This window comes from Acinetobacter sp. AOR18_HL, assembly GCF_027855145.1.
GTDB lineage: Bacteria > Pseudomonadota > Gammaproteobacteria > Pseudomonadales > Moraxellaceae > Acinetobacter > Acinetobacter pittii.
In genome coordinates, this window is the sequence record NZ_JAKTIG010000079.1 from 61,956 (window position 1) to 77,609 (window position 15,654).

15 protein-coding genes and 1 riboswitch are annotated in these 15,654 nt (G+C 40.4%); of the genes, 9 read left to right on the top strand and 6 right to left on the bottom strand.

The window, feature by feature from the left end; all coding sequences use genetic code 11:
- The first annotated feature begins 115 nt into the window (after window positions 1-115).
- The 5 genes from MKL51_RS18620 to ftsW all read left to right on the top strand — a co-directional run bounded on the left by MKL51_RS18620 (window position 116) and on the right by ftsW (window position 5,229).
- Window positions 116-379 carry a FeoA family protein gene (locus MKL51_RS18620; protein WP_081032098.1) on the top strand — a complete coding sequence of 88 codons (264 nt, stop codon included), beginning with the start codon at window positions 116-118 and terminating at the stop codon, window positions 377-379.
- Window positions 376-2,229 (top strand): ferrous iron transporter B, encoded by a 1,854-nt coding sequence (gene feoB / locus MKL51_RS18625; protein ID WP_032006842.1) that lies wholly within the window; start codon window positions 376-378, stop codon window positions 2,227-2,229. The genes MKL51_RS18620 and feoB overlap by 4 nt, the downstream gene beginning before the upstream one ends.
- A 20-nt stretch (window positions 2,230-2,249) precedes the next feature.
- The gene (locus tag MKL51_RS18630) at window positions 2,250-2,501 is read left to right on the top strand and encodes a DUF6587 family protein (RefSeq protein WP_032006841.1); all 252 of its coding nucleotides are present in this window, start codon (window positions 2,250-2,252) and stop codon (window positions 2,499-2,501) included.
- Between the two features lie 160 nt (window positions 2,502-2,661).
- Window positions 2,662-4,008 (top strand): UDP-N-acetylmuramoyl-L-alanine--D-glutamate ligase, encoded by a 1,347-nt coding sequence (gene murD / locus MKL51_RS18635; RefSeq protein WP_032006840.1) that lies wholly within the window; start codon window positions 2,662-2,664, stop codon window positions 4,006-4,008.
- 24 nt (window positions 4,009-4,032) lie between these two features.
- Window positions 4,033-5,229, top strand: a complete 1,197-nt coding sequence (gene ftsW, locus MKL51_RS18640; RefSeq protein ID WP_005079447.1) for a putative lipid II flippase FtsW — start codon at window positions 4,033-4,035, stop codon at window positions 5,227-5,229.
- 53 nt (window positions 5,230-5,282) lie between these two features.
- Here the strand turns inward: ftsW and gluQRS are convergent, their stop codons facing one another.
- From gluQRS to MKL51_RS18670, 6 genes are all read right to left on the bottom strand, one after another.
- Complete coding sequence (gene gluQRS / locus MKL51_RS18645; RefSeq protein ID WP_032006838.1) at window positions 5,283-6,179, bottom strand: tRNA glutamyl-Q(34) synthetase GluQRS; 897 nt, start codon at window positions 6,177-6,179, stop codon at window positions 5,283-5,285.
- A gap of 1 nt (window position 6,180) precedes the next feature.
- On the bottom strand, window positions 6,181-6,717 hold the full coding sequence (gene dksA / locus MKL51_RS18650) for an RNA polymerase-binding protein DksA (protein WP_002121205.1): 537 nt from the start codon (window positions 6,715-6,717) through the stop codon (window positions 6,181-6,183).
- 211 nt (window positions 6,718-6,928) lie between these two features.
- Window positions 6,929-7,741: a 3',5'-cyclic-AMP phosphodiesterase gene (gene cpdA, locus MKL51_RS18655; RefSeq protein WP_032006837.1), complete on the bottom strand. Its 813-nt coding sequence runs from the start codon at window positions 7,739-7,741 to the stop codon at window positions 6,929-6,931.
- A 4-nt stretch (window positions 7,742-7,745) separates the two neighbouring features.
- Window positions 7,746-8,372, bottom strand: a complete 627-nt coding sequence (locus MKL51_RS18660) for an NUDIX domain-containing protein (protein WP_032006835.1) — start codon at window positions 8,370-8,372, stop codon at window positions 7,746-7,748.
- A gap of 75 nt (window positions 8,373-8,447) precedes the next feature.
- Window positions 8,448-10,325, bottom strand: a complete 1,878-nt coding sequence (gene thiC / locus MKL51_RS18665) for a phosphomethylpyrimidine synthase ThiC (protein ID WP_002121180.1) — start codon at window positions 10,323-10,325, stop codon at window positions 8,448-8,450.
- 89 nt (window positions 10,326-10,414) lie between these two features.
- A riboswitch (TPP riboswitch) is annotated at window positions 10,415-10,549 on the bottom strand.
- Window positions 10,550-10,583: 34 nt separating this feature from the next.
- Complete coding sequence (locus tag MKL51_RS18670; RefSeq protein WP_205626286.1) at window positions 10,584-11,666, bottom strand: hypothetical protein; 1,083 nt, start codon at window positions 11,664-11,666, stop codon at window positions 10,584-10,586.
- A 107-nt stretch (window positions 11,667-11,773) separates the two neighbouring features.
- Between MKL51_RS18670 and MKL51_RS18675 the strand changes: the two genes are divergently transcribed.
- From MKL51_RS18675 to phoU, 4 genes are all read left to right on the top strand, one after another.
- On the top strand, window positions 11,774-12,355 hold the full coding sequence (locus tag MKL51_RS18675) for a TetR/AcrR family transcriptional regulator (RefSeq protein ID WP_005804086.1): 582 nt from the start codon (window positions 11,774-11,776) through the stop codon (window positions 12,353-12,355).
- Window positions 12,348-13,253: a DMT family transporter gene (locus tag MKL51_RS18680; protein ID WP_032006831.1), complete on the top strand. Its 906-nt coding sequence runs from the start codon at window positions 12,348-12,350 to the stop codon at window positions 13,251-13,253. The genes MKL51_RS18675 and MKL51_RS18680 overlap by 8 nt, the downstream gene beginning before the upstream one ends.
- A gap of 95 nt (window positions 13,254-13,348) precedes the next feature.
- Window positions 13,349-14,680, top strand: coding sequence for a TolC family outer membrane protein (locus tag MKL51_RS18690; protein WP_025464141.1), 1,332 nt, complete (start codon window positions 13,349-13,351; stop codon window positions 14,678-14,680).
- A 105-nt stretch (window positions 14,681-14,785) separates the two neighbouring features.
- On the top strand, window positions 14,786-15,508 hold the full coding sequence (phoU, locus tag MKL51_RS18695; RefSeq protein ID WP_000075183.1) for a phosphate signaling complex protein PhoU: 723 nt from the start codon (window positions 14,786-14,788) through the stop codon (window positions 15,506-15,508).
- The last annotated feature ends 146 nt before the right edge of the window (window positions 15,509-15,654 follow it).

Consider the following 15,654-nt stretch of genomic DNA (forward strand, 5'->3'; position numbering starts at 1 on the left):
TAAAAGAAACTTTAAGGTTTGTCGATTAAACTGAATAAGAAGTGAAATTTAACCTTATTTGGTAATTATTCTCATTTATATGTATACTATTAAAAAAGGTTTAGGATCGGATGCGGTGCGTTTATCAGCTTTAAAAGTGAAGCAAGCGGCGACCATCACCAAAGTGAATCGGATAGAACTAGAGTCCGAGCAGCAAGATTTGGTCGCAATTCGTTTGGAAAGTCTGGGCTTTGTACCGGGCACACGAGTGGAAGTGATTACCAAAGGTGTTTTTGGTGGTGATCCGATCTTGATCCAAATAGGCTTTACTCGTTTCGCTTTACGTAAAGCAGAAGCGGAAAAAATTGAAATTCAAGTAGAAGAAGGAGTACCCGCATGAGTGATGCGTTACGTATTGCCCTTGTGGGAAACCCTAACTGTGGTAAAACCTCTCTTTTTAACCATTTAACTGGAACTCGACAAAAAGTTGCAAACTATGCGGGCGTAACGGTCGAGCGTAAGGTTGGTCATTTTCAGTTGCCTTCAGGTCGAGCTGTGCGTGTACTCGATTTACCGGGTACATATAGTCTTAATGCAACTAGTCCTGATGAAGTGATTACCCGTGATGTTTGCTTGGGTAAAATTGCAGAAGAGGGGCAGCAAGATGCCTTTTTATGTGTGGTTGATGCAACTAACTTAAAATTGCATTTAGGGCTAGTGCTCGAAATGATCGAGCTAGGTCGTCCGATTTTACTTGTACTGAATATGATGGATGAAGCGCGTCGTCGTGGTATCCAAATTAATACTCAAAAGTTATCTCAGCGTTTGGGCGTACCCGTTGTTGAAACAGTTGCTGTTCGAAATGCGGGGATTGAAAATTTATTACACGCTCTTGATCAAGAAAAATACAGTGTGCCACAAACCGAACTGAGTGGTTTAACTGGGACTCATCATCAGAAAATCGATATGATTTTTAAAGATGTTGTTCATTATGTTGATCAGGGTGATAAGCGGACTGATTTTCTAGATCGGATTTTCTTACATCCAGTTTTAGGCTTACTTAGCCTTGCCATCATGATGTTTATTGTGTTCCAAGCAGTTTTTGCATGGGCCGCTCCATTCATGGATGGTATTGAAGGCTTCTTCGGCTGGCTGGGTGAAGTAATAGGAAGTGTGATTACGCAGCCACTACTGCATAGTCTGGTTGTCGACGGAATTATTGCGGGTGCAGGTGGCGTAGTTGTGTTCTTGCCACAAATTTTGATCTTGTTCTTCTTCATTTTGGTATTAGAAGAATCGGGCTATTTACCGCGTGCAGCATTCTTGCTTGATAAATTAATGTTCCAAGCTGGCTTAAGTGGTCGTGCTTTCATTCCTTTACTTTCGAGCTTTGCTTGTGCAGTACCGGGAATTATGGCAACGCGTAGTATTAGTGACCCTCGTGATCGTTTTACGACCATTATGGTTGCACCTTTAATGACCTGTTCGGCACGCTTGCCTGTATATGCTTTGCTGATTGCTGCCTTTATTCCAGAGAAAATGGTCTGGGGTATTTTCAACTTACAAGGTTTAGTGCTTTTCGGTCTGTATATGGCTGGTATTGTGAGTGCTCTTTGTGTTTCATTTTTAATGAAGTTTTTGCAAAAAGATAAATCACAGCATGCTTTACTGCTAGAGCTGCCAAGTTATCGTTTCCCTGATTTAAAAAGTGTGGGAATCGGTTTATTGGATCGGGCAAAGATCTTCTTGAAACGCGTCGGTGGAATCATTTTTGCGCTCTCTATTTTGCTTTGGTTCTTGTGTACTTTTCCGCAGCCACCAGAAGGGGCGATATTACCTGCCATAGATTATAGTTTTGCAGGTATGCTTGGGCATCTTATACAACCTTTATTTGCTCCAATTGGTTTTAACTGGCAAATCTGTATTGCTTTAATTCCAGCTATGGCAGCTCGTGAAGTGGTAGTCGCGGCATTAGGTACAGTTTATGCCTTGTCTGCAACAGATGATGATGCTGTGGCACAAGGTTTGTCACATCTGATTAGTGCAGATGGAACAGGTTGGTCTTTGGCAACAGGTTTATCGCTTTTAGTGTGGTTCATTTATGCTCCACATTGTTTGGCAACATTGGCAACGGTACGCCGTGAAACAGGTTCATGGAAACATGTTGCAGCTATGACTGCATATCTGTTTGGTTTAGCTTATTTTGCATCGTTTGTTACCTATCAAATTGCTTCCCACTATTGGGGTTAAGGCAATAAAGGAGGTTGTATATGGTTCAATATCTGATTATTGCGGTTTTAGTGATTTGGAGTGCTGTAGTTGTTTTTAAGAAAGTATTTCCAAAAACAGCAAATTCAGTCTTTTCTTCACTCTCTGCATTTTGCGAAAAGCAGGGTTGGGCAACTTTGGCAAAGTGGCTTAAACCGAAAATGACCTTTGGTTGTGCTGGCGGTTGTGGTTGTTCAAGCGAAGATAAACCTACGAATACAGTTCAAGAAATTAAGCCGATTAAATGGCAGTAGATTCAGTATTTCTTGTTTCGTTTAAAAAGCCATCATATTGATGGCTTTTTTACGCACTGACACAAAAAAAGATGAATAAAGTTCAAACTGAAAAAGCATTCAAAACAGCAAAGTGCTAACATTTTTGCCATTCTGTCGATTGATAAATTGTGGGGCAAAAATGTTAATACAACGTGGTGGATTAAAAGTTGTAGCAGGCTTGGGAATATCAGGCGTTTCTGCTGTAAATTTCTTGCATGAACAAGGCTACCAAGTTGCAGTAACAGACTCTCGCCCCACGCCACCAGGGCATGATCAGATTCCAGCTGGCGTTAAAACTAGTTTCGGTCAACTTGACCAAGAATTATTATTACAAGCAGAAGAAATTATTTTAAGTCCAGGCCTTGCACCACAATTACCGGAAATTCAGGCAGCTATTGCTAAGGGTATTTCTGTGGTAGGGGATATTCAATTATTACGCCGTGCAACCGATGTGCCTATTGTGGCTATTACTGGCTCTAATGCGAAAAGTACAGTAACGACTTTAATTGGCTTAATGGCTAAAGATGCGGGTAAGAAAATTGCTGTAGGTGGCAATCTTGGACGCCCAGCTCTAGATTTATTAAAAGATCAACCTGAGTTAATTGTACTTGAGCTATCAAGTTTTCAGCTAGAAACCACGTCTCACTTAAATGCTGAAGTTGCTGTGGTTCTCAATATGAGTGAAGACCACTTAGATCGTCACGGCAATATGTTGGGTTACCATCAAGCAAAACACCGTATTTTCCAAGGCGTTAAAAAAGTAGTATTTAACCGTGATGATGCTTTAAGTCGTCCTCTTGTTCCAGATACCACGCCAATGCAAAGCTTTGGTTTAAATGCGCCAGATTTAAATCAATATGGTGTTTTAAGAGATGGCGATGGCACGCTTTGGCTTGCGCGTGGTTTACAGCGTTTAATTAAAAGCTCAGATTTATATATTCAAGGCATGCATAACGTAGCAAATGCTTTGGCTTGTCTCGCATTAGGTGAGGCAATAGGCCTGCCTATGGAATCCATGCTTGAAACCTTAAAACAATTTAAAGGCTTAGAGCATCGCTGTGAATATGTAAAGACTGTGCATGATGTACGTTATTACAATGACTCTAAAGGCACCAACGTTGGTGCTACGCTTGCAGCGATTGATGGTTTAGGCGCTGCCATTGAGGTTAAAAAAGGTAAAGTTGCCTTGATTTTAGGCGGGCAAGGTAAAGGTCAGGATTTTGGACCATTACGTTCTTCTATCGAAAAATATGCCAAAGTCGTGATATTGATTGGTGAGGATGCTCCGGTTATTGAACAAGCAATTCAAGGTGCAACCAAAATTTTACATGCAGCAACGCTTAAAGAAGCTGTAGAGCTGTCTCAACGTGAAACTCAGGCCGAAGATGTGGTGTTGTTATCACCAGCATGTGCAAGTTTTGATATGTTTAAAAGTTATAATGACCGTGGTCAGCAGTTTGTTGCCTGCGTCAATTCGTTGGTTTAAAGAAAACATGATTAGGAATGTAGTATGGCAGGCTTAGCTCAGACCACAATCCAGAAAATCAATCATTGGTATGAACGGATATTGCCTAAATGGCCAGCGGAAGTGACGCCACGTAATGTCCTGATTTTCTGTGTCGTTGCATTATTGTGTATCGGTTCCGTGATGGTTGCATCTGCTTCGATGCCCTATGCTGAATATATGCATGAAAACCCGTTTCACTATGTGATTCGTCATGGTATTTCGATTGTCGCTGCGGGTGTGGTGGCTTATTTGACCTATCGAATATCACTAAATACGTGGTTTAAAAATACCTTCCCGCTGTGGTTATTAACCATGGTTCTGTTGCTTGCTGCTTTGGTAGTGGGTTCGGAAGTCAACGGTTCTACACGTTGGATTAAGATCGGTGGCTTTACCTTGCAGCCAACCGAGGTTGCCAAAGTCATGATGGCGATCTTTACCGCAGACTACGTTGTACGCCGTGCCAAAGAGGTTCGTACTCATTGGAAAGGCTTATTGCGTTTAAGTGGGGTTATGGCAATCACGGTTGGTTTAATTATTGCTGAGCCTGACTTGGGAGCAACTGTCGTTATTGTCATGATGATGGTTGGGGTGTTCTTTTTAGCGGGTGCGCCGCCAACTCAGTTCTTAATCATGCTTGGCGCGATTGTCACGGGTATCGTATTTTTGATCTTATTTGAACCATACCGTTTCCAGCGTTTGATCTCGTTTACTGACCCATGGGCAGATCCATTAGGTGTAGGTTATCAGTTATCAAATGCACTAATGGCTTTTGGTCGTGGTGAATGGTTTGGTACAGGTTTAGGCCACAGTGTACAAAAACTATCTTATTTACCTGAAGCACATACTGACTTTATGTTGGCAGTGCTAGGTGAAGAGTTTGGTTTCGTGGGTATTTCTATTGTTATTGGCTTGTCTTTCTTGATGCTGGCATGTTGTATCAAAATTGGTCACCGTGCTTTGAAACATCATTACCTTCGTGCAGGCTATTTAGCTTACGGTATTAGCATTATTTTCTTGCTTCAGATTTTGGTAAATGCGGGCATGAATATGGGTTTAATGCCGACGAAGGGTTTGACTTTGCCATTCATTAGTTATGGTGGTACGTCTTTAATGATGTGTGCGGCGATGATTAGCTTAATCTTAAAGATTGATGCATCAACACAAGAAGTCAACCCAGAACGAGAAGAGTCAAACTTCTAATTGAGTATTTAGAAGTTTAAAAAGCCTGATTTGATATCGGGCTTTTTTATTATTTATAGATATGTGCCGCTGAGCTCTTGTCCATGAGGAATCAAATCAACATTCCATTGTGCTACAGCCTGTTTGAGCATCAATCTAGGTTGATCTAAATCAACGTTGGGTTGTCCCAAGGCGCGTATTGCTTTTTGAAGTAATTCAGGAGCTTTTGATAAATCGAGTGCTTGGGCTAGATTTTGTTTAGAGAGCTTTTGCCCTTGTTCATTCATTGCAAGGGGAAGATGCATATAGCTCAATTTAGGATAACCCAGAAGCTGACCTAGCCAGATCTGACGTTCAGTGTTATCTAATAAGTCTGCGCCTCGAACGACATGGGTAATACCTTGTAGATAATCATCCACGACGACCGCAAGTTGATAGTTAATAATTCCATCACGGCGCTTAAGAACAAAATCTCCAAGATCATATTGTAGATTGGAGCAATGACGTCCTTGCAATCGATCATCAAAACAGATCTGCTGATCTTGAACTTTTACCCGAATCGCTTGACCTTGAAAATCAAGATTGAGATCGCGGCAAGTACCTGCATAGATTGCATTTGAACCAAGCATTTTGCGGGTACATTGACATGCATAGATAAGACCTTCTTTTTTGAGTTGGTCTAATACGCTTTCATAAATGTCTAAACGATTTTTTTGAAAGATGATGTCTGTATCGGGTTCGAACTGGAAGGCTTCAAGTGATGTGAGAATATGCTCTTCGCTGCCGGGATAAATACGAGGAATATCTGTATCTTCGACACGAACGAGCCATTTGCCTTGATGGGCTTTTGCATCGCAATAGCTGGCAACAGCAGTAATGAGTGATCCAAAATGCAAAGGGCCGGTTGGCGATGGCGCAAACCGACCTGAGTATGAAAAGCTAGGCTTTTCTTGAGTAGCTACAGCGGTCATATTAACCGTTATTTTGCTTCTCTTTAATTTCTGCCAAAGTTTTGCAGTCAATACATAACGTTGCAGTTGGACGTGCTTCTAAACGACGTAAGCCGATTTCAATACCACAAGTTTCACAGAAACCGTAGTCTTCATTCTTAATAGCTTCCATAGATTGTTCGATTTTACGAATTAACTTACGTTCACGGTCACGTGTACGTAATTCAATTGCAAATTCTTCTTCTTGGGTCGCACGGTCGTTTACATCTGGCAGTGCAGTTGATTCGTCTTGCATCGTATTTAAAGTACGATCAACTTCAGACATTAATTCAGCTTTCCATGCTTGCAGAATTTGTCGGAAATGCTCGAGCTGTCCTTCAGACATGTACTCTTCATTTTTCTTAGGTTGATAAGGTGCAATACCAAATAAACTTGCAGTTGTGCCTATGTCAGAAGTTTTAGGTTTCACTTTACGTGCACGTTTTGCAGAAGCTTTGTCACCTTCCACTACAACTTCTGTATGTTCATCCAAAACTTGGTTGTGGTTGTCATTCGCCATAATAGGGCATTCCTCATCATACACGTATTATCTATACGCAAAAAATATGGTGATATGCAAGTGTTTTTATAGAAAACCATCGATGGGATTTTCCCATCGGGTCGTCATCATATAGATTTTTCCTGCAAGATGATAGTCATTCCGCCCCGTAAATATTTTCAAAACGTGTTTGCCCCAGTCATAATTATATATAAGCATATAAGAAATAGGGCTAATAGCCTGAAATATCAGTGTTTATATGGCCTTGAAAATTTTCAAGACGGAAGACTTCTGTTTCAAAACTACCATCGTTTTTTAGACGAATGTAACGGTAGCCGGGAGCATTTTGATCGAGTGCAAAATCATTACTAAAGGGTTTAAACTGAACACTTGTCGAAGGTGTAGAGAAAAATTCGACCCCTTGCCAAATGTTGATTGAGTCTTGATGAACATGCCCGCAGACCAAAGCTTTTACATTTTTAAACGGCGTTAATGCTGTAAGCAAAGCATTAGAATTTTGTAACTTGTGATGATCAATCCATTTTGACTTCATGGCAAAAGGGTGGTGATGACAAGCCAGCAAAATCGGGTTATCTGCATACTCTTCAAGTAAAGCCGTTAAGTTCTCTAGCTGTTCTGCTGATAGATGTCCATCAATATGACCTTTTACCGCACTATTTAATAGAATAATCCGCCAGTTCCCTAAGCAAATGACCACAGGTTCCTGATGATTCTCTTTATGCAATGGAAAATGGTCAACATTGTCATGATTACCTAAGGTCTGAAAAAAGGGCAGACCAAGCGTTTGCATATATTGAATATAACGTTTGTAGGTAATAGGCGTTGGTGCCTGAGCTAGGTCCCCAGTATGGATAATTGCATCAATTTCAGGATGTTTATTAAGTATCTGTTGAATAATTGCATGAAAGCTTTCTTCAGGATTCATACCCACAAATTCTAAATGCGGATACTCCAATAGGTGGGTATCGGTAATTTGTATAATGACATGGTCTTTTTGTGAAAGTGTTGAGACTTGAAAAGTCACCGTCCTACCTCTTCGGGTTTATTATCGTTTTGCTGTGTTGGGCCAGCCATTGTAATGCCATAATGACAGGAGCATTTCTTAAACGCCCGCTGTCGAGTAGAGTCTGGATTTCACTATAATTAAATAAGTGCAGTTGAATATTTTCCCCCTCATCATCTACGCCAAAAACACCCCCCTCAGCGGGTAATTCAGTTTCGGCAACATAGAGATGAAATAACTCTGAGCAAGCACCAGCTGACGGGTAAAAGCTAAATAGATGCTCTAAATCTTGAACTTCGCAACCTGATTCTTCAAGGCTCTCTCGTCGAATACAACTTTCTGGTGATTCATCACCATCTAGCACGCCTGCAATTATTTCTAACTGCCACGGTGATTGAGCATCATCTAAAGCCCCAACACGGAACTGTTCAATCAGAGCAAACTGTTGTTTTTGATCGTTGTAGAGTAGTACGCCAGCTGCTTCAGGCCGATGAACGAGTTCACGCTGCAATACATGAGTATATTCAGATTGATTAAATAGACGATGTCGAAGGCTGACTTTTTCAACTTGAATAAAACCACGGAATAGAGATTCACGTGATGTTACTTCGACATCTTTAGATGTATAACTTGGACGTTCAACAATACTCATGATTCGGTCAGGACGAAATCTATTTATTTCATCCTAACCGAGAATCAGGGCTAGGCAAGTGTTTTTTTTGAATATTTACACTTTATGATACAGTTTTTGACCTTGCTCCTGATAAACCTCTTTCATCGCTTTGAGGCCTTCTTCAACCTCTGAATCGTTATTGGTGAGGTTGTTGGCATAGTCGCGTACATTCTGAGTGATTTTCATTGAACAGAATTTTGGACCACACATTGAGCAGAAGTGTGCAGATTTATGAGCCTCTTTTGGTAAGGTTTCATCGTGCATACTACGTGCTGTATCAGGGTCTAGACTTAGGTTGAACTGATCATCCCAACGGAATTCAAAACGAGCTTTTGATAAGGCATTATCGCGAACTTGAGCACCCGGATGCCCTTTCGCAAGATCGGCAGCATGTGCTGCAAGCTTGTAGGTAATAATTCCGTCTTTAACATCTTTTTTGTTTGGTAAACCTAAGTGTTCTTTTGGTGTCACATAACAAAGCATCGCTGTGCCGTACCAACCAATCATGGCTGCACCAATTGCAGAAGTAATGTGGTCATAACCCGGAGCGATATCTGTTGTTAATGGTCCAAGCGTATAGAATGGTGCTTCTTTACACACTTCTAACTGAAGGTCCATGTTTTCTTTAATCATGTGCATTGGTACATGACCAGGGCCTTCAATCATGACTTGAACATCATGTTCCCATGCACGGTGAGTCAGCTCACCTAGGGTTTTAAGTTCGCTGAACTGTGCTTCGTCATTTGCATCTTGAATACAGCCCGGACGTAAGCCATCACCTAAGCTAAATGAAACGTCATAAGCCTTCATGATTTCACAGATTTCATCGAAATGTGTGTATAAGAAGTTTTCTTCATGATGTGCTAGACACCACTGCGCCATGATTGAACCACCACGAGATACAATACCTGTTAAACGGTTTGCTGTAAGTGGTACATAGCGAAGTAATACACCTGCGTGAATTGTGAAGTAGTCAACACCTTGCTCGGCTTGTTCAATTAGTGTGTCTTTGAAGATTTCCCAAGTCAGATCTTCTGCAACACCATCAACTTTTTCAAGCGCTTGATAAATAGGTACAGTACCGATTGGAACAGGTGAGTTACGAATAATCCATTCACGTGTTTCATGGATATTTTTACCTGTCGACAAGTCCATAATGGTGTCGGCACCCCAACGGGTTGCCCAAGTCATTTTTGCAACTTCTTCATCAATTGAAGAGCCAAGCGCTGAGTTACCAATATTGGCATTAATTTTAACCAAGAAGTTACGACCAATAATCATTGGTTCAAGTTCTGGGTGATTAATGTTTGCAGGAATGATCGCACGACCTTCAGCAACTTCTTGGCGAACAAATTCAGGTGTAATTTCTTTTAAGTTTTTTGCACCGAAATTTTGTCCAGCATGTTGACGCATATCAACACCTTCACGCTGGCGTTGATTTTCACGAATTGCAATATATTCCATTTCAGGTGTGATAATACCTTGCTTGGCATAGTGCATTTGAGTGACATTTTTGCCTGCTTTGGCACGGCGTGGATTTTGAATGTGCGCAAAACGAATATCAGCGGTACGAATGTCTTTTAAACGTTCTTGACCAAACTTTGAAGTTAAACCAGAAAGTACGTCAGTATCGTTACGCTCTTCAATCCAGTTTTGGCGAACTGAAGGTAAACCTTTGTCTAAATCAATTTGAACATTTGGGTCGGTATAAACACCTGAAGTGTCATATACCATAACAGGAGGGTTATGTTCACCGCCAAGACCAGTAGGGGTGTCGGTTAAAGAAATTTCTCGCATTGGAACCTGAATGTCAGGGCGAGAACCCTCAATATAAACTTTTTTAGAAGCGGGTAAGATGCGGGTTAAATCTTTTGCATCTTGTTCATGTTGTGCTGAAATTTCAGCAGAAGAGAGATTCGTTAACTGGTTCATCACATGATCCTTATGAATAACATCAACGAATCAAGCACGACCAAAAACGATGGCGGATTTATCTTTATTAGATAAATTTAAGGCTTTAAGTTTTTAGATGGCTTGATTCCTACGCAGGTCTTAACCTGATCAGGTTCAACGGTACTTGTGATCAAACTTGTGTCGCGATAACACAGAATTTACACAATCTCAGCGAGCTATTACTCGCGCTCCGTCAAGCGATTTACAGACTAACATGTTTTAGGTTGGCTGGCATTGTCAATTTGTATCTATACAAACTGCATCCATATGGCAGTCACGATAGACTTCCGTGTTCCATGGTGAATCAAATTTTAATAGCTGCTCAAGCTGTTCATGAGTAATCTGATAATTTGATTTTTTATCACCATTTTTATCAGTTAAATCTATTTTAAATTGCTTATTACGCTCCTCTACAGGAGTGGCAATAAACTTAAGAAACAGTTGAGCGGATTTCGCTAAACTCGACTGATTTTGTGTAGACAAAAACTGAATTTGTTGAAGAGCATCTTTATCAAACCACGTATTCGGTGCATATTCATCTGATACTGGCGTGTTATCTAAACCAAAGAAAATAAAATAGCGATATTCATTAAATAGTCGTTTTGCATCACTAATAAAGTGGCTTTTTGGATATTTCTGAATAAATTTTTCCCAAAAAAGTGCTCGTTCAGTAAGTTCTTTCCATGAAACGGCCAACGCACCATCGTTATAGAAAATATCCTGATTATCTTTGGCCATACGAGTTAAGAACTCTTTTTGGTCTGCTGGTAAGGACGTAGAAAAAACCTCAACTAAATAGTTTGGCTGACGTCGATAGGTAAACATACCCTCACCTTGATAGAGAAGTTCAATGTAGGCTTGGCCTTCATGTTGAAGTAAATATTGATCACGCGGGCTAAGTTGGTCGAAGAGTTTTTTCTGGGTTTGGATGACCTTTTTAAGGTCTTGTTTCTGTTCTAAAACGGCATAGCCAAATGCTTCAAAAGCTCTCCCTGTTTTTTCAGTGTAGTCTTGTTTAAGAAAACGTTGATACATCGCAGTTGAAGCATCAATAAGCTTAAGCTGCTCATCATTTTTTAAAGAGGGAACACAGCTTTTAAGCTTTTCATTAATTTGATTTAAATCTTCTATTTTGCTGTTTTGGTTGATTTTCTGCGTGGCAGCCATAATTTGTAAGCAACTGCTGTCTTGTTTTTGAGTAGCCTTTTGTTCAGTTGGTTTTTGCTCTTTAGATACAGCCTGATCTTGCTCTGATGTTTTATTACATCCAGCTAAAAGTAGTGCGCTGCACATACTCATCATTAGAACTTTTTTCATCATTGTTTTTTTATCAAAGTGAATATTGCTCAAATTATAACTCGGAAAAAGATTGCATCATTGTTAGAAATCTTTATTATTAGGTAGGTCGGTCTACTTAAATTAAAGCTATGAATGATAAAACAGCAAGACAGAAAATTCTCGATGCAGCAGCAACCTTGTTTTATAACGATGGCATTACTGCAACAGGAATCAATTCAGTTACGGCTAAAGCCGATGTCGCTAAGATGTCGCTTTATAATAATTTTTCTTCAAAAGGCGATCTTGTTGATGCCTATATTGCTGCACGCCATCAAGAGTGGCTCGATCTCTATCAAAAGCGTTTAGCAAAAACAAACACAGCTAAAGAAGCCATTTTGGCTGTGTTTGATGCCTATCAGGACCATGCAGAATTTGCCTACGAAAAAGGGTTTCGAGGCTGTGGGTTATTGAATGCTGCCGCAGAGTTTCCAGCGAATAGTGCAGGGCGTAGTTCTGTAAGGCAGCATAAAGAAGAAGTGGAAGGTATTGTTGCTGAGCATTTAAAAAAATTAATACCAGACTCACAGCGCGTTAACTATGTGGCCACGCAGCTTTCTTTTCTTTTAGAGGGTTCTATGGCACGAGCAGGCTTAGAAGGAAACAGTCGTCAACTTCTATTAGCAAAACAAATGGCAGAAGATATTTTAAATAGAGAATGCCTACATGATTAGCCTCATTAAAAATAGTAGCTATGGGGGCACAATTGCGATTTTGGTTGCTTCTGTTTTGTGGGGAACAACAGGTACGGCGGCAGCATTTGCACCGACACTTGGCCCACTCGCTATTGGTGCCGTAGCGATGGGCGGTGGAGGACTTTTACAAGCTTTGGTTGCATCACGAGCAATACGCGAAAACCGTCAGTTTATAAGGGAAAATCTTTCAATACTGCTTTTAGGGGTAGCGGCGGTTGGTATTTATCCTTTAGCTTTTTATTCCTCAATGCATTATGCGGGCATTACGATTGGCACCGTTGTTTCAATTGGTGCCGCTCCATTAATAGCAGCAATTTTAGAGCGATTTTTTGACCGCAAAGCTTTATCGGCTATCTGGTTTCTAAGTTTTGTGTGCGGTGTGCTTGGTGTAAGTATGTTATCGATGGGGGAAAGTCATGCGATCCAAGAGAGTACAAATCAATGGAATAAATTCTTCGGTATTTTTCTTGGGCTTGTCGCAGCTACAACTTATTCACTTTATTCATGGGCCGCAAAAAGATTAATAGATCGGGGTGTTGCCTCTAAAGCTGCAATGGGCATGATTATGGGTGGTGGGGCAGTTATTTTGCTTCCTACTTTGTTGGTTACAGGTGGAGGGTTATTGCATAGCTCAACCAATTTACTTGTGGCTGGTTATATGATGCTGATTCCTATGTTTTTGGGTTATTTACTTTTCGGTTTTGGATTAAAAACAGTAAATGCCAGCAAAGCGACGACCTTAACTTTATTTGAACCTTTAGTGGCTGCGATTTTTGCCATCGTTTTGGTGGGTGAGCATGTTTCATGGCTGGGTTGGATAGGCATGTTACTGATTTTTATTTGTATTTTAATATTGTCAAAAACTAAGAACGCTTAAAAAACTAAAACTTTTAATGGCTTGAGTTTGATTTGAATTTTTCTTAGTCTTAAAGGCAAGTTTTATCGTTGATTTGAACAATGAAAATAAAATTAATGGTCGCTGTTGGCCTTTGGAGTTTTGCATCTTCGAGTTTTGCTCTAGATTTGGTTGAAGCTTATGAGCGCGCAAAACAAAATGACCCAACGTGGCAAGCCAATCAACAACAATATGAAGCAGATCAACTGAACTTAGGCTTAGCAACGGGGGCGTTATTACCTACTGTCACATTGTCTGGAAACATTACCCGTAATCGACAAACTGTAAAACGTTCAAACTTTCCGGGTGTTGATCAAGAAGGCCTGTCAGATGCTTTGGTAAGTAGTACGTCAACGACTCGACAAGCGACTCTCACTGCACGTCAGCCATTATTTCGAATGGATGCTTGGGAAGGTTATAAACAAGTTAAAACTTCGGTTGCACTTAGTGAAATCACTTTAAGGCTGCAAAAACAAGATCATGTTTTAAATGTGGCAGAAGCCTATTTTAATGTGTTGCGGCAGCAGGCGTTGAGTGTTGCATACTTACAAGAAGAAAAGGCTTTGCTTGAACAGCTCAATATGATGAATGCCAAACTCAAAGAAGGGTTGGTGGCACGTAGTGATGTGAGTGAAGCAAATGCTCAATATCAAAATGCTAGAGCCAATCGTATTTCAACCAATGTTCAATTACTTTTAGCCCAAGAGCAGCTTTCTGAATATATCGGTTCTTATCAAGATAAACTCGCTGTACTGCGAAGTGATTTTAATTTTCAAAAGCCTTATCCAGCAGAGCTTAATGACTGGCTTTCTTTGGCACAGCAAAAAAACTTAAAGATCCAGCAAGCCCGTTTACAGCAAAAATATAGTGAAGACCAGCGCCGTGTCGAAAAGGCAGCACTTTATCCTCAAATAGATGCTGTGGCGAGCTATGGCTATACTAAACAAACACCAGAGACACTCATTTCGACTGACGGAAAATTTGATCAGGTCGGTGTAGAAATGAACTGGAATTTATTTAATGGTGGACGGACCCGAACATCAATTAAAAAAGCCACTGTAGAAGCCAGTAAAGCGCAGGCTCAACTTGATGCAGCCATTCGCCGTGCCAATGTCGATGTGAAAAGTGCGTTTATGCAGGTAGACACAGATCAAGCCAAACTTGAAGCAAGAAAGGCTGCAATGGATTCATCTTCTTTGGTTTCTCAAGCTTCAAAAGCGAGTTATAACGAAGGCTTGAAAAGTATGGTTGATGTTTTATTGGCGCAGCGTAATGCTTTTTCTGCAAAACAGGATTATCTTAATGCTCAGTATGACTATTTATTGAATGTGCTTCGTTTAAAAGCTGCGGTAGGCCAGTTAGGCGAAAAAGATCTAGTCGAGCTTAATAGCTGGTTAACTTATCAGTAATTAAATGCTTTTATCTGAAATTTAATTTTGTCATAAAAACTTAATGATTGCTGTGTTTTAATGCTCAATCATTTTATTCCCGCGCCATCATGTTGGAGGCTTCCCTTGAGTCCGAGTAATCCGGTGTTAAGCCATCATATTTCTTCTCAATTTAATGAAGATTTGCAAGATGTAAACACAAAGTTTATGACCATGGGTGGCTTGGTCGAACAGCAGGTTGCAAATGCAATTCATTCTTTACTTGATACCGACGCAAATTTAGCGATTGATGTTCAATTTAAAGATAATGCAGTCAATCAATATGAACGTGATATTGATGAAGGCTTGACGTTGATTTTGGCGCGTCGTCATCCGGCAGCGATTGACTTACGTATGGTGATTGCCATGAGCAAAGCCAATACTGACCTTGAACGCATTGGTGATGAAGCAGCGAAAATTGCCCGTATTGCACAAAATCTGTGTGAAGAAGGTGGATCACCACGTGGCTACATGGAAACACGTCATATTGGTAATCAAGTTCGTGTCATGATTCATGATGCACTTGATGCTTTTGCACGTTTAGATGCAGATCAAGCTTTACGTGTACTTTTAGCTGATGCTGACATTGACCGTGAATATCAATCAGCAACACGTACATTAATGACTTATATGATTGAAGACCCGCGTCATATTGCTCGTGTAATTAATGTCATGTGGGTGTTACGTTCATTAGAGCGTATTGGCGATCATGCTCGTAACATTGCTGAGCAAGTGATTTATATGGCCAAAGGCTTTGATGCTCGTCATACCAAAATTGAAGAAATTGAAGCCAAAGTCCACGAAAAGTAATCTTGAGCTGAAATATTTAAAGGCCTTGTTTGAAACAAGGCCTTTTTATTTTTAAAATTAATAGATAAAAAAATGTCCCGAACTTTGGGGGGAAGTTCAGGACAGAAAATCAAGTGCATAAACACGACAGGGATCGTGTTCTTCTT

Bases quoted from the DNA above. Each gene is read 5' to 3' on its own strand.
- MKL51_RS18660 (WP_032006835.1), bottom strand. From the start codon at position 8,372: ATGAGTATTGTTGAACGTCCAAGTTATACATCTAAAGATGTCGAAGTA.
- feoB (WP_032006842.1), top strand. From the start codon at position 376: ATGAGTGATGCGTTACGTATTGCCCTTGTGGGAAACCCTAACTGTGGT.
- MKL51_RS18670 (WP_205626286.1), bottom strand. From the start codon at position 11,666: ATGATGAAAAAAGTTCTAATGATGAGTATGTGCAGCGCACTACTTTTA.
- dksA (WP_002121205.1), bottom strand. From the start codon at position 6,717: ATGGCGAATGACAACCACAACCAAGTTTTGGATGAACATACAGAAGTT.
- thiC (WP_002121180.1), bottom strand. From the start codon at position 10,325: ATGAACCAGTTAACGAATCTCTCTTCTGCTGAAATTTCAGCACAACAT.
- murD (WP_032006840.1), top strand. From the start codon at position 2,662: ATGTTAATACAACGTGGTGGATTAAAAGTTGTAGCAGGCTTGGGAATA.
- MKL51_RS18690 (WP_025464141.1), top strand. From the start codon at position 13,349: ATGGTCGCTGTTGGCCTTTGGAGTTTTGCATCTTCGAGTTTTGCTCTA.
- MKL51_RS18675 (WP_005804086.1), top strand. From the start codon at position 11,774: ATGAATGATAAAACAGCAAGACAGAAAATTCTCGATGCAGCAGCAACC.
- MKL51_RS18680 (WP_032006831.1), top strand. From the start codon at position 12,348: ATGATTAGCCTCATTAAAAATAGTAGCTATGGGGGCACAATTGCGATT.
- MKL51_RS18630 (WP_032006841.1), top strand. From the start codon at position 2,250: ATGGTTCAATATCTGATTATTGCGGTTTTAGTGATTTGGAGTGCTGTA.
- ftsW (WP_005079447.1), top strand. From the start codon at position 4,033: ATGGCAGGCTTAGCTCAGACCACAATCCAGAAAATCAATCATTGGTAT.
- gluQRS (WP_032006838.1), bottom strand. From the start codon at position 6,179: ATGACCGCTGTAGCTACTCAAGAAAAGCCTAGCTTTTCATACTCAGGT.